This window comes from Alcanivorax sp. 24, from assembly GCF_004360225.1.
GTDB lineage: Bacteria > Pseudomonadota > Gammaproteobacteria > Pseudomonadales > Alcanivoracaceae > Alloalcanivorax > Alloalcanivorax xiamenensis.
Genome location: NZ_SNUA01000021.1, coordinates 51408 through 65524, shown reverse-complemented (window position 1 = coordinate 65524; position 14117 = coordinate 51408). Strand labels below are relative to the sequence as shown.

Here is a 14117-nt window from a genome sequence, read left to right as displayed (position 1 = left end):
GTTTGCTCTCCGACCAGACCGGCAACGACGACCGCGTCAAGACCGACGGTGACGTCAACGTCTTCGCCGCCTCCATCAGCATGCAGTTTTAAGGGGGGAGAACCTTATGATTCGCGGAACCTTTAACGGGACCCTCTACGGGGCCCTCTACGGAACGTTAGTCCTCACCACCGCCACCGTCCTCACCGCCTGTGGCGGCAGTGATGGCTCCAGTATGCCCGGCAATGACGCCAACGATGCTCAGCGACAAAGCCTCCTCTACGCCTACCCCGATGACGGGCAGGCCGAAGTGCCCACCAAGGCACCGGTGGTGCTGCGCTTCACCAGTGACGTGTCGCTCGGCGACGTGGAACAGAGCGTCACCCTGTGCTGTGACGCCGAAGGCGGCAACCTGGACTACACCGCCGAAACCGTGGGCCCGGACCCGCGCGGCGTGATCCTCACACCGGCGCAATCGCTGAGCCCGCTCACCGACTACACCATCGCCATCAAGAACCTGCGTCTGCGTAACGGCACCTCCGCCGACCGCACCCTGCGCTTCACCACCCGGCCACTGGCCGAAGGGCCCAGAAGCTTGGTGGTCAAGGACGACGACTTCGCCATCGACCGGCAGATGCCCAATGGCGACACCAACGAACCGATCATGGATTTCTCCAGCTTCCGGTTCCAGTTCACCCAGCCAGTGGACCGCGCCAGCGCCCGCTACGGCGACACCGTGGTGCTCACCGACAGCAGTGGCGCAACCGTGGAAGCCACGCTCCTGATCAACGGCCACTACATGACCGTGGACCCGAAACCGGAGTATCTGACGCCCGGCCAAAGCTACACGCTGAGCCTCACCAACGGCCTCACCAGCACCTTTGATGAAGCCTTCGCCGGCACCGAGATCAGCTTCACCCCGGCGGACTCCTCACCGCGTGGCGAACCGGCCATGCTGGTGCAACGCATCACCCAGAGCGGCCTGTCCCGCCTCACCGGCAAGAACATCAACCAGGTGCCCGTCAACGGCACCCTGCTCGGCGAAGACGTCAACGTCACCCAGGCCAGCGCCGACGCCGTGGTGGCCGAACTGGCGGACGTCACCGAATACCCCGACGTCACCCCGATCCGCCTGCCCCGCGGCACCAAGCTCAGCGGCAGCGCCATCGAAATGGTGATGATCGGCGGCGAAGTCCCCGCCGGCTTCGGCTCCGGCCCCGTGGACATGCGCCTCACCAGCGACGCCAGCGGCTACCTGGTGCCCAACCCCTACAACGTCCACGACCGCGCCGACGGCCTGCGCATCGTCCACCTGCTCATGGACGTGGGCATCGCCACCGAGGACCCGCGCGCCAACGGTGGCTTCACCCAGGACATCATGCACATCGAATTGGTGGGCGTGGCCGAAGTGGACACTGAAGCCGGCGTCCTCAACCTGGATGCCGTCGGCATGGTGGAACCCAACATCCTCGGCCAGGAATACGGCTACGGCCTGCTCAGCTTCCAGCTGCAGTCCTACAAAGATCAGCTCAACGCCCCCACCGCCCCGGAAGACACCACCGGCCCCACCCTGCAAAGCTGGACCCTGGGCACGGACACCATCACCGGCGAAGACAAGTCCCTGCTGGCCAAGCCGGGGGATCCGATTATCTTGAACTTTGATGAGCCGATAGATCCGCAGAGTGTGGAAGGCAATGTCATCCTCTATAAAACCGTGAACGGCGGAGCGGAAGAAGAAATGCCGGCGCAGGTGTATGTGGATGGCGCGGCGATTGTGGTAAAGCCGGAGGAGGATTTGCAGTATAGCCCGGAGGAGGCTCCGGTTGGTTATCGGCTATCAGTAATCGACATCCTTGATATTGGCGGAAGGACTCTCCAAAACCCCGTCAATGAGACCTTCTCTCTCTCAACCAAAATCGAAAATACCGGCCTTATCGCAAAAATGCCTTCCGGGCCTCCACTTCTAAGATATGACCTCCTACAGAGGCGAGAGACTGAAAGTGCCGCAGTTATCTTAGCAAGTTATCCTGGGTATCCTTGCGCATTAAAACAAGAACTTCTAAATGATATCGGTAATGGAGACAAAGACCCAACTCGCGACTTAACTAACAATAAATCCGGAATATGCGCCGGAGGCTTTCCCGGATTAGAGAGTACAAATGCCACCGAAGCAGATCGAAAACCGCTCGATGACGCCATTCCCGTGATGAGTCTACCGGAAAATCGCACCATATTTATCTCTCTATCAAAAGAGATCGATCCATCCAGTCTATCTTTAGGCACAACCTTTACAGTCGAAAAAATAGACAACCATGAAAACAAAATAGAAAATATAAACGGGAAATTATTTACAGAAGGAAACAACATCTATTTCACCCCAGAAAAACCTTGGGAGTATGGCACGTTATATAAATACACCCTAGCTTCATCAGGATATACCGTTGAGACGACCAGCAATGGATACGTTAGAAAAATAATATCTAATGATAATTATAAATGCGGAACAGACAGCGTCTGTGATAAATCTGGCCTCCCTATACAAACAGCGTCAATAGGCTTAACAACTATCAAAGAAGTTAGAAATGGCCCCAGTGGAATGACCTACAACTATGCAATGATACCAACAGGACCAGATTTAACTGCTGGCGGCCCCGACTTTACCCAATTTTTCCGGGGCGCCAAAGCCACAAGCGATGTCCTCCAGATTCTTACAACCGAACCTATAGCCGACACAAATCATAACTTTATGAGTGAACGAAGCAACATCGGCACCAGCACTCCACCGATATATACGGTTGGAGAATATTTATTTGACCTCGAAGAGTATGGTCCTGGCGAGCAGCTCAACGAAACGGACCCAAGTTTATACCCAAACTACGACCCTGCTGGACTCCAACCCGCTCCCAATAGTGCAAAAGTGCTATCCAGATTTAGAAACCCCAGCATTGAAAGCCGATTGGATTCAATAAATATATTTGGCTTGAATTTTGGCTGCTCGTACGACAATAACAATGAACCGATGGCATGCCCCGATCAAAAATTCACTTACTTAATTTCTGCAATAGCAGCAGAAGTAACTAACGAAATTGACGATACGGGCATCAAGGTAAAAATGTGGCCATCCATGGTTTATGGAACATCGTTAGACATATACACCCTTCAACAGCAAATACCTAGCGCCCCAATCCTCCCTTTTCCCGGAGCGACAGGAAAACAGATACTTAGAATGAGATACGATGGCCAACAAAGAGACGGAGCAATAATCGCCAGAATCAAAGAAAAAAATGGTAGGCCAGTGTTGACTGCCAGCCTGGATCTATATGTCGAAGCACCATATTCGGCTGAGCTAGGGATAACATCTTTACGTAATTCAATAAGACTAAGATCTTATGAAATATCAATGCATATGGAGGGACCAATTTCTTTCATGGATGATGGGCGAATGTACGTGGAGCAATTCAACACCAACCCGGTTGACATTCTCATGGTCATCCACAGTGACGTAGACGGAGCGTGGATGGGATACGCGGATCTCTTCATCCCCGAGCAAGGAAGCAGATTAAACTTCATATCAAAATCAATAAAATAACCCGGATAGGGAGGGGGAGCCTTTCCCCCTTCTCCCTAACCATTTTGCTTCAAATTCCACCTCACGATGGGAAGCCTTTCGGCCCAGCTAATTCTTGGGCTTATAGTCAGACTCCGTAAAACAATTCCCCAATATGGCTCACTCAACTCCACTTTCTGGCAGCTTATATATTTTCAGGCCCGCTAACCTCGACCCCAAGCCAGCCGCTCGATCCAAGCGCCCAAGGTATGAGCATACTGTCATGCGTGTTCCCCTACACCACTAAACACCTGAGGCAATCTCATGCTTCGCCGTACATCCCTTAGTAAGCCCCTTTGAATTTGTCTTCTCGAGTCAGGTACTCACTGTCTAGGTCTGTGTAACCGATCTTCTTGCGCTTCCTTTCCAGCTCCATCTTCCGGTCACGTGATAGCAGCTTTTTCCGTGCCCTCCCCTTGCCTCGATCTACTCCTGCGCTATGAGCTATGCTATCGGGCTCACCTCATCAACCCAAAAACTATATCGTGATCGTTCTCACAAATGCGTTTTGTCCGCATACAAATGTACTCAGCCTTCGATCCTATTCCATCGCTTGTTTCACGAGATCACGACGGCGTGAAGGTTGAGGCATTCAGCAACTGTTTCCGTAAGCCACACAGGAGTCAACGATACACTATGTTCCCTCACAACTCGCGTATCAATTCTTGCTTTCTACGAATGCCTAACGATAGCCGATGAATAGAGCCTCGCATACCACCATCGCGGCTAGCTCGGAGGCCATTATCATCTCGGTGTGGAGGACAAACTTTGTCGCGAATGAAAGACAAAATTCTCGTTTTTCATCAAGATGTAGTAGCAGATGATCGGAAGGCATCAGCCCCCAGCATCACGATTTCCGGCTCGGTCGGTGTGGAGAATCTGTTAGCGTATCTCATAAAAACAAAGCCCCGGCAAACTCCAGGGCTTTGTTAGCAACCAGAGAGGTGACCAAAGTCACCCTTTCACACTCTCACCCTATTACCATGCATTAGCGTCGTTATAGTAAAGATCTCCACTAATTTCACAACCTGATTCTACATGTCCTGGATTATAGATAGGCCCATTAAACGCAAAGTAAGAACCGGGTGAACCAACTCCATTGTTGTGGAACTGCACATCGTGCATGTGGCCATTGGAGATATTAATACCCAGGGCGGATACCGAGAAATTAATATTGCCTATGGAGCCAGTTGCAAACCCAGTATAAGGCGCCAAAGTGCCAGGGTTTGAAATAAAGCTATTGTCATCCCAGGTTGTTTCCTCTGAATCATCATCGGCATACCAGTAGGGATTGAAATTAAGATCAACAAGTCCACAAAGAATACCACCAGTCACGGACCCATCAATCACTCTAATGCTGAAATCATCACCTGTTTCGGTGTTCATTCGGGCTTGGCCGTTCAGTGTTAGAGTACAATCCAAGCCAACGCCGCATCGCAGAGACGTCTCGCCTGTAAACGGGAATGTATCCCCTGTCCCAGATGTTCCACCGGGACCGAACCAATCGTTCTGAGTCGTGTGATACCAGTTCCCCGAATCAGTCCATTCCATGCAGTCAAAACCACTAGTGTTAGTGGTAGGGCACCTCCCCGAGGAAATTGTGGCGGAGGCATTCAGTGCTATTGCGCCGAAGGATACAGCAGCCAGTCCAGCTATAACTTTCATCGTATTCATGATCTTCTCCATATTTAGTCGAACGAATCGTTACTACTTCCGTGGTTCGTCATGATTCAGTTATCCGGTTTGGGTGATCCCCCCTCGCCGGACTTTCGACCCTATCAAAACCACAAAAAGCAACAAGACAAAAACAAAGAATAATTTCCTGAAAACCAAACTTTATTTATGTAAAAGAAAACACCCCTTCAAAATCAAACACTTAACCTTTCACTTCTGCGCCATTTTTGGGGAACTTCTGGGGTATTTTTTTGATCTTTTTGGTCGTTTTAATTACCCCAGAAGTTGCCAAGGAACTTCTGGGGTAATTATTTTTTAGGCTAAAAAGGTTGGCGAAGGTGACATGGGTTTCTGTGGGGATGTTGGGGGAGAGAAGGAACGGCGGTTATTCGCTTGCTAGCAAGCTTCCCACAGTGGAGAAACTGTTGGCGGAGGAGCGAGTGCGAAGCCATAGGGGCGGAGATGGCCCGGCGGTTGTGTGGTGAAGAGGCAGTAGTTGATATTCGCTTGCAGCGGCCCGCCGCCCGGACAAAGCTCCTGCAGCGGCTTTGTTGTGAGGTGGTTTTCTGCCCCGGGGGGGGATGCTTCCTACACTGCCCTTTGCTTGTGGCGGACAGAGTTTTCCGTCAGGGCTGACAGACCGGGACCTTTCTTCTCCCCATACTGATTCTGCTATCCAGACAGATAATTCATTTGAGTGATTCGGCTTGAATCACTATGATTAACTTTGAATCATATATATCCAAGGAGCCCCATCATGGCCCGGACAGAAACCAAGGTATTGACCGCCCATATCCCCCTTCCTCTGGCCGAGAGAGTCGACCAGATGGCCCAACGGCTGGAGCGCTCCCGCGGCTGGATCATGAAACAGGCGCTGGCTGCCTGGCTCGATCAGGAAGATGAGCGAGAGCGACTCACCCGCGAGGCTCTGGCTGACGTGGACGCCGGTCGCGTCATCGACCATCAGGCCGTGCAGGCGTGGGCGGACAGCCTGGGCACCGATGAGCCCCAGCCAGTACCGCGCTGATGGAACTCAAGTGGACCAGCAAAGCACTTTCCGATCTGGCTCGCTTATACGAATTTCTGGCCCCCGTGAACAAACAGGCCGCCGTGCGGGCTGTGCAGGCATTAACCGAAGCTCCCACCGTCCTGCTGACCGACCCACGTCTCGGTGAGCGGCTTTTTGATTTCGAGCCTCGTGAAGTCAGACGATTGCTGGTCGGGGATTACGAGATGCGCTACGAGATTCAGGAATCCACCCTCTATATGCTACGGCTCTGGCACACTCGGGAAGGCCGCTGAGTTCCTGGTTGCCCGAATGCGGACGAAACGCGGCGCATACGAGTCGCGATTCGCTTGCGAGCAAGCTTCCCACAGCGGCTTCGTGCCCTCCCCTAAGGGAGCCTTCCTACACTACCCGTCACTTTCGACTGACGGTTCTTTCCGTCAGGGCTGACAGACGGATCGCGGAGTGCGCGTCATATTACTCCCCTGCTGATTTGGGGAGGATTCATGGGGGAGCACGACACCGCTTATAAATTTCTGTTTTCGCATCGCGCTCTGATGCGGGATTTGCTGCTTGGGTTCATGGAAGGGGACTGGGTCCGGGAGCTGGATCTGGATTCACTGGAAAAGGTCAGTGACGGCTACGCTACCGGTGATCTGCTTAGCCGCCACAATGACGCGCTCTGGCGGGTACGCTGGAAACGCGAATGGGTTTATCTCTATCTGATGCTGGAGTTTCAGTCCACGGTGGAGCGCTTCATGCCGGTGCGTATCCTCACTTACATCGGTCTGCTGTATCAGGACCTGATCCGGCGTGAGGAACTAAGCCCAGACCGCCGGTTACCACCGGTACTGCCCATAGTGCTGTACAACGGAAAGGGACGTTGGCGCGCTCCGGTGGCCCTGGACAATTTGATTCAGCCCCCTCCCCACGCCGTGCTCCCCTATTTGCCCCGGCTACAGTTTCTACTTTTGGATGAGGGCGCTCTGCTTCACGAGGGCGCCCTGCCTGGGCAGCGTAATCTGGTCGCCGCCATATTCCGGCTGGAGCAAAGCCAGGCCCCGGAAGACCTGTCTCGGGCCTTCTCCCATTTGCTAGAATGGCTCAAGGGGCCTGAGCAGAGTGAACTCAGACAAGCTATTCTGGAATGGCTACATCGCCGGGGCCCCAGTCTGGCTCCGGAAATCAGCTGGCGGGAAGTTCGAAACTTACAGGAGGCGAACACCATGCTGGAAGAACGCATACAAGAGTGGAAAGCCCAATTCCGCCGGGAAGGGCTCACCAAAGGCCGAGAGGAAGGTCGGGAAATAGGTTTGGAGGAAGGTCGGGAGGAAGGTCGGGAGGAAGGTTCCACCGCCGAGGCCCGAAATATTCTGCGGCGTCAGTTGATACGCCGTTTCGGTACAGTCCCTGAACACATCGATGTCAAACTGAACGGCGCCAGCCGGGAACAGCTGGAAGACTGGATCGACCGGCCTTACGAGGTGGAAGAGCTGGAAGACGTCTTTCGCTGATCAGGTCGGGGATTCTGGCTCGGTTCCGGTTCGCGAACCGGGATTCGCTTGCCAGCAAGCTTCCCACAGTGGCTTCCCGGCTCCGCGGGAATCAGAAATGGCAGCGCTCTTTTGCTCTATGGCTTATCGGTTTTCTGTAGGGCCGCGTCGAAGTAGATCACCTTGTTATTCGGTGCTTTTTTCATGGCATCCTTGAGTTCTTGCAACACCGCCCATTCATCAATGTCATCCTCATCGTCCACGGTGAGGCTTTCGGTTACTTTTTTCACCAGGGTTGGATCGCTGTAACCCCAGGCCACCGGGCGGGGCAGGAAAAGGCTCCAATAGCCGTTCTCCGGCATTCCAAACATCGAGACGCAGGGCACTTTCTCATCAATGGCGATGGTGTGGTTGGGCAGTTGCTTCACGGGCAGCTTCAGACACCCCCACACCAGATCCACATCCTCTTGCCCACGCATATCGGCCAGGGCCAGCAAGGTCAGCGGCTTGGTCTCGATTACAATGGCGGGGATCAGCAGGCCGTTTTCATAGGCGATGTCCCGGTGACCGACGGGCCTGGGAAAAGCACGAAGTACAAGCAACAGCAGCAATGTCATGACCAGCAGAATCAGCCACCCACTGGTATTGCCGCTCCTGTAGAGGGAGAAACTGCAGACGCCGGTGAACACGGCAAGGGCAATCACCACGTAAAACAGAGGACTGAACTTACTCGGGTATTCGTCATAGGTCTCCATATGAACAGGATCCGGCGGCATGTTCATGGCCCGTGTGGCAAACGTATCATTCCAGGACTCACCGACCTGTCCGACCCGGCTGTCATCATTCATTCCGCTCTCCTTGCACAAGGGATGATTCAAACAGGAAAACCTTAGCACACCCTTCTGCCCTCCCACAGCTTGAAGCGGCGTACCTGTGAACCGCTTGATCCGTGGGAGCCGGCTTGCTGGTTAATAACGGCACAAAGATGAAAAGATTCGCCAGCAAGCTGGCTCCCACAGCGGCTTCGTAGTGTGATCCCCAGGGACTACCCGCCTTCGGAGGGTTTCGCGATCAGGGCCGCCATGCCTCGAATATCGCTCTTGCCGGTCCGATATTCGATCAGAAACTCCTTGCTTCCCCGCCTCACGATGATCTCACCAATGCCGCTATCCACCACGGAGCGGCGGGCCAACAGGTCGTCTTCCTTGGTTCCCAGTGGATAGCCATTGGCGGAAAAGATAACGTCGCCTTTTTGGAAGCCGAACTTCTTGACCAGGTCTCCCTCTTCATCGATCACCCGGTAGCCATTGGCGGTCTCCGGGCTCACCGGTTCCACCCCCATGGTTTTCATGGCCTTGTCCCGGTCACTCAGCAGCTTTTCCACCTCCGAATCGTCTTTCTTGTCATCCCGAGCCGGCTGTGCCGAGGCCACGATCCCTGGCATCGCTTCCCAGTCGAGTAGCAGCAGCTTCTCCAGGCGCCCTCCCCGCTTGAGCAACACGTGATCGACCCGTAATGCATTCAGAGTGGCGCCACGGATCAGCTCATCGCCCACGTGATACAGCCCCGCTTCCCCGCCTTCCGGCTGGATGATCGCCCAGCCGTGCTGGTCCATCCGGTTATGGAAAACGCCGAGCAAGGTGAGTTTCATCCGGGTTTCTGGAGCATCGGAATGCACTTCAACCGTACCGCTCCCGGACAGGTACTCACCGAACAGATTCCAGCTCTCGATTTCCACTTTCGTCAGCGTTGGGTTTCGCGAAGCCGCGGTTACGGGGAGATCGTCCGCGGGCATCCGTTCCGGCGGCTTGGGGCCGTGGATCAGCAGCGTCACGGTCCACACCACCAAGTATACCAACACGCCAAGCAGCACCAGCGATATCAGGTAGCGTGCGGCGCGACCCAGCACGGCGATCAGAGCAAGACGGTTCATTGCCAAAAGACCTCTTGATCAACGCACCGCCGATTATTCTTCACTGTCGTCGCCCGGTGGGCTTTCACCCTCCTGTCTTGGGCTCTTTCTGGGCCTCCCCCGGGGCCGGCCATACACACGCTCACCGTATTTTTCCGCCACTTCACGGATGAAGCGGTCCGAGCCGGTAACCAGCCCCCGGGTCACCGCGTTGACGATGAAGTCCACTTCCTTCGGGTTGTTGCCCATACGCAGATATTCCCGGTAGGCGAGGCGACGCTCATCCCGGTTCGCCCCCAAACGCAGATACGGTTCCGGGTCGTCCAGCCAGCTTGTCTGGGTCTTCTCGCAGCGCATGCGCAAGCTGCTATGGGCGTACTGGTTGATCTTCTGCACCAGCCCCCGTGTCACCGGCAACAGCTCGATCATTCTCATGATGGTCAGCACCCACTGGCTGGGTTGTACCGGCGTGGACAGGAAGCGGCTTTCCCAGGGCGACTCCTCCCCATGGATCTTCTTGAAGAACAGCGCGGTGCGGCAAGACAAGCCTTTCATGAAGCGTGACACTTCCGTGGCCCGCCCGGTGGGGGTGATCAACAAATGGACTTCGCCGGGCAGCAGACACCAGGCGTGGATCTCGACTTCGTACTCCCTGCGCAATTCCAACAGCTGCCGCTCGCAGTAGTTGAAGTCCACCGTGGTACGAAAGATCGGGCTGCCGTCTCGGGTTTTATGCACTACATAGTGAGGGACACCTTGCAGCAAAACGCGTTCCTTGCTGCTCATAGCGCTTCTCCTTGTTATTGATTTCGCTGAGCTTCCCCGGCCCAGACTGCGCCGGGCTTACATAACATTACTTCCTGGTACGGTTATGAAACTAAAACCCTAACGCTTTTAGAGCTCTTTAGGAACCCTTTAATATTTACAGTCGTGCACTTTTAATAAGACAATGATTTTGTATTTCCTGCCCCCTTTTTAAGCACCCCATTTAAAGCCTTTTCCGGGATTAGCAAACGCTCACTTGATTACAAATCGGTGTATATTGAAACCGCCTTTGTATACCCGTTTTTGCGCCTTTCTCAGGTTCTTACGTCCGGCTTTTTGCATCCACACATAGGAACCAAATAAATCGCAATAAGCGGGTCTTCTCTTAGTCACTTTTGATGGACAGGAAAAGCTACTACGCGTCCATCTGTTCTCTATTGGCAAGAGGTCAACCAAAGCGGTTTACAAGGTCGCTCAAACCTCCTTGAAGAGCGGCGACAAAATTTTAGGGACGCTCCCTGGCGTGGCGAGAAGGAAAAGAGTCCCCCAGGGTGAAGCCGGGGGACCCTGGGCCACCGATATCAGCTGGCCGGCCGGACCGTGTAATGCATGTCGGAGCGAACGAAACGCGCGTCATCGTCCAGAAACTCCAGGGTGTATGGCGTGCTCTGGAATACATGGCGGGATTCGCCTTGATCCGAGGTCAGCACATACATGGACGCCTTTCCGTCCAACGCGGCCTCAAGGGCAATCCAGGTGCCACGTTCCACCGTACCCTCCTGTGTCAGCTCATAGGTGGCCACGCCGCTAGCAGGTGAGCCGTGCAGGACCAAGGTGGCCCCAGGGGCCACTCCGTTCTGTGCCGCCACCAAACGATTGAATACTGCGTTATCGTCCTGCGCCCACGCCGGAGAGAAGCCCATTACGAATACGGAACCCAACATCATCATCAGCTTTTTCATGAGACAACTCCTTTCAAGGTTACATTGTTGACTTGCTGCTTTGATGAGGAACCCATGGCGCTGTTACAGGAAAAAATAACTTTACTGAAATGGCCGCGCCCTAAGAAAAAAATGAACAAAAAAAACCTCCCGGCTGCTGCCGGGAGGCATAGGGTCTTTACTGTCAGCTCGCCGGACGAATCTCGTAGCCCATGCTGGAGCGGACAAAACGCTCGTTACTGTCCAGAACCTCCAATGTGTACCGAGTGCTTTGGAAGACATAACGCGCCTCCCCCCGGTTTGGCGTCAGCACATACATGGACTCATTGCCTTCAAGCGTCGCCTTCAGTGAGATCCAGGTACCGCGTTCCACCGAATCGCCTTGTTTCAGCTCATAGGTGGCGATACCACCGGAGGATGACTTTCCGTGTAAGGTCAGGGTAGCTCCAGGCGTGGACTGATCCCATGCGCCCACCAGGCGGTCGTACACCGTACTGTCATTTTGTGCCCAGACCGGAGACACCGTCAAAACCGTCAATCCGCTGAGTAACATCAGTAACCGTTTCATGATACACCTCCTTTCAAAGTTCTTTGTTCTATCGCTTTGATGAGACATGGGAGGTGTCGTTACAGCCGATCTATAAAAATCCTTTTTTCTTTTAATTAAAAATCGGATAAGGAGTATATCGATATACCGCCAAGGACAACTTCGCCCTTGGCTCAGCTCGCTCATTCTGCATTTCGCGCCCGCCAGCCATCGAAGTTTAAGAGAGCATCCTCTTCACGCAGCAGATAAAGAGCGAGACAAGCCGCCAACATGGGCCAGGCGGCGAAAAAGAGTAAATGGTCGAAAGGGGCCAAGTATTGCCGCCAGGAAGACAGCGTCGAAACCGCATGCATGACCAACACCAGTCCATAGCTGACGCGTCTCAGGACACCCGCCACGAAAGCGAGGACTATGATCATTTGCAGGATCGCCAGGACTGTAAAAACCGTGCTATCCAGCCCGCCCAGGCCATAGAAGTTGGTGAAAATTTTGCTGGTGTGCCCGGGGTTCAGAAACTTGTCCAGGGTCCACATGAACATAACGATGAATACTCCAAGACGAAGTGAGAGCAACGATACGGTCAGAGACGTCATGGTGAAGACCTCCTCGGGTTAGAGCTTACTTAGTTCCCGTAGATGCACGAAGATCGGGAACGTTACACTTGATGAGCCCGCCCCGGCGGGCGGAGCACGTAACCCAATTTCTTTCCACACCTTCCCCTATGACGCTGTAAGACCATGAAATACAATAAAAACTATGGTATCTGTACGGTGCCAGGAATGCCCCAACACCATTCGGATCAGTACCCGCATGGAAAGCTCGCACATCAGTACGGACGGATGACGCAACAACAATACCCATTTGGGAATGGCTTCAAAGGATCGATATGGAAAACATAGAGAATCCCGAGTTCGTCGCGCGATTACGGAGTGGTGACGACACCGCCTTTGCCCTCCTGGTAAAACACTATCACCCCCGCCTCCTGAGTACCGCCCGCAGTCTTCTGCAACCGGCCGATGCCGAGGAAGCGGTACAGGAAGGCTGGATTTCCGCCCACCGCGCGCTGCCCCGCTTCGAGGGCCGCAGTACCGTATTGACCTGGCTGACTCGCATCGTCATCAATCAGGCACGCATGCAACTACGCCGCGCCGGCCGGGAGATCCAGTTCGATCCCACCGCCGACGATGTTCTGTCGCACCGATTCAACGAGGATGGCCGTTGGCAGCTTCCGCCGCACAAGTGGGATATGCAAGGTCCCGACTCCCTGCTTACACGGGATGAACTGAAGGATTGCATGGAAAAACATATGCATGTCATGCCCGATAGCCAACGCTTGGTCCTGGAACTTCGTGACATTCAGGGGCAGGACTTCGATACCATCTGTAACATTCTCGAAATCAGCACATCCAATGTTCGAGTCCTGTTACACCGCGCCCGTACGCGGCTGTTTCAGATGGTCGATCATTTTCAGGAGACCGGCGAATGTTGAAATGCACAGAAGTAGTACAACGCGCCGATGCTCTGGTGGATGGGACGCCCTTGAGTTTCGCCGAACGACTGGCCTTGCGCTCTCACTTGATGCTTTGCCGTCACTGCCGCCGCTATGTGCGCCAGTTGAAGGCGCTCACCGAGCATTTGCGCGAGCACACTTTGGTCGAACCGTTGGATGACGAGACCGTAAACGCCATCTTGGCCCATCGTGATAACGCTAACTGACTTCAAAGGCCCGCGGGGAGAACGACCATGAACCGTCGTTTGAGAGATATCTGGCATTCATATCGTAGCCTGCCCCTTTGGGTTCAGCTTTGGGTCGGCCTGATTCTGATGCCCGTCAACCTGGCAGGCTTCTTCTTTCTCTCTTATCCGGCCGGGCAATGGATCGCGGTGGCCACCGTGCTGATTGTGCTCACCAATGGTCCGATCATGTGGTACTACGCCGGCATGAACAAAGCCATGTCGCTACCCCATCTGATTATCTGGATTCCACTGCACGTGCTGCTGATCGCTCATCTGGCCGGCGGCTTCAGTCCTCTGCCCATGTCCAGACCGGAATTCACCTTGATCATGGCGGTATTGACGGCCAACACCATCAGTCTTTTATTCGATGTGAAGGATTCCTGGGATTGGTTGCGCGGCGACCGTGCGACACCTGGCTTCTGATCTGTCCGGGTAAAGAGATCGCTCTCCATTTAG

General features: G+C 54.2%; 14 protein-coding genes. 7 read left to right on the top strand and 7 right to left on the bottom strand.

The window, feature by feature from the left end; all coding sequences use genetic code 11:
- Nucleotides 1–106: 106 nt before the first annotated feature.
- Nucleotides 107–3568 carry an Ig-like domain-containing protein gene (locus E0L37_RS19895; RefSeq protein ID WP_133493389.1) on the top strand — a complete coding sequence of 1154 codons (3462 nt, stop codon included), beginning with the start codon at nt 107–109 and terminating at the stop codon, nt 3566–3568.
- A gap of 996 nt (nt 3569–4564) precedes the next feature.
- Here E0L37_RS19895 and E0L37_RS19890 read toward each other — a convergent pair.
- Entirely contained in the window at nt 4565–5260 is a 696-nt protein-coding gene (locus E0L37_RS19890) for a hypothetical protein (RefSeq protein WP_133493388.1), read from the bottom strand.
- A gap of 757 nt (nt 5261–6017) precedes the next feature.
- Between E0L37_RS19890 and E0L37_RS19885 the strand changes: the two genes are divergently transcribed.
- The 3 genes from E0L37_RS19885 (at nt 6018) to E0L37_RS19875 (ending at nt 7780) form a co-directional block, all read left to right on the top strand.
- The gene (locus E0L37_RS19885) at nt 6018–6287 is read left to right on the top strand and encodes a CopG family ribbon-helix-helix protein (RefSeq protein ID WP_133493387.1); all 270 of its coding nucleotides are present in this window, start codon (nt 6018–6020) and stop codon (nt 6285–6287) included.
- Nucleotides 6287–6562: a type II toxin-antitoxin system RelE/ParE family toxin gene (locus E0L37_RS19880; RefSeq protein ID WP_133493386.1), complete on the top strand. Its 276-nt coding sequence runs from the start codon at nt 6287–6289 to the stop codon at nt 6560–6562. The genes E0L37_RS19885 and E0L37_RS19880 overlap by 1 nt, the downstream gene beginning before the upstream one ends.
- Before the next feature lie 210 nt (nt 6563–6772).
- Entirely contained in the window at nt 6773–7780 is a 1008-nt protein-coding gene (locus E0L37_RS19875; RefSeq protein WP_133493385.1) for an Rpn family recombination-promoting nuclease/putative transposase, read from the top strand.
- Nucleotides 7781–7896: 116 nt separating this feature from the next.
- Here E0L37_RS19875 and E0L37_RS19870 read toward each other — a convergent pair whose 3' ends face one another.
- From E0L37_RS19870 to E0L37_RS19845, 6 genes are all read right to left on the bottom strand, one after another.
- Complete coding sequence (locus E0L37_RS19870) at nt 7897–8607, bottom strand: DUF3239 domain-containing protein (RefSeq protein ID WP_133493384.1); 711 nt, start codon at nt 8605–8607, stop codon at nt 7897–7899.
- 197 nt (nt 8608–8804) lie between these two features.
- Nucleotides 8805–9692, bottom strand: a complete 888-nt coding sequence (locus E0L37_RS19865; RefSeq protein WP_133493383.1) for a type II secretion system protein N — start codon at nt 9690–9692, stop codon at nt 8805–8807.
- A 33-nt stretch (nt 9693–9725) separates the two neighbouring features.
- Nucleotides 9726–10457 (bottom strand): transposase, encoded by a 732-nt coding sequence (locus tag E0L37_RS19860; RefSeq protein WP_133493382.1) that lies wholly within the window; start codon nt 10455–10457, stop codon nt 9726–9728.
- Nucleotides 10458–11017: 560 nt separating this feature from the next.
- Nucleotides 11018–11398, bottom strand: a complete 381-nt coding sequence (locus E0L37_RS19855) for a hypothetical protein (protein WP_133493381.1) — start codon at nt 11396–11398, stop codon at nt 11018–11020.
- 163 nt (nt 11399–11561) lie between these two features.
- A complete protein-coding gene (locus E0L37_RS19850; protein ID WP_133493380.1) occupies nt 11562–11945 on the bottom strand; it encodes a hypothetical protein in 384 nt (127 codons plus the stop codon).
- Between the two features lie 161 nt (nt 11946–12106).
- Nucleotides 12107–12517, bottom strand: coding sequence for a hypothetical protein (locus tag E0L37_RS19845; protein WP_133493379.1), 411 nt, complete (start codon nt 12515–12517; stop codon nt 12107–12109).
- A 293-nt stretch (nt 12518–12810) separates the two neighbouring features.
- On the opposite strand from E0L37_RS19845, the gene E0L37_RS19840 reads away from it, so the two are divergent.
- From E0L37_RS19840 to E0L37_RS19830, 3 genes are read left to right on the top strand one after another with little or no spacing between them, the layout of a single operon-like run.
- Nucleotides 12811–13413 carry an RNA polymerase sigma factor gene (locus tag E0L37_RS19840; RefSeq protein ID WP_133493378.1) on the top strand — a complete coding sequence of 201 codons (603 nt, stop codon included), beginning with the start codon at nt 12811–12813 and terminating at the stop codon, nt 13411–13413.
- A complete protein-coding gene (locus tag E0L37_RS19835; protein ID WP_133493377.1) occupies nt 13407–13640 on the top strand; it encodes a zf-HC2 domain-containing protein in 234 nt (77 codons plus the stop codon). Before E0L37_RS19840 ends, E0L37_RS19835 begins: the two co-directional genes overlap by 7 nt.
- A 27-nt stretch (nt 13641–13667) precedes the next feature.
- Nucleotides 13668–14084 (top strand): hypothetical protein, encoded by a 417-nt coding sequence (locus E0L37_RS19830; protein WP_133493376.1) that lies wholly within the window; start codon nt 13668–13670, stop codon nt 14082–14084.
- Nucleotides 14085–14117 lie beyond the last annotated feature (33 nt).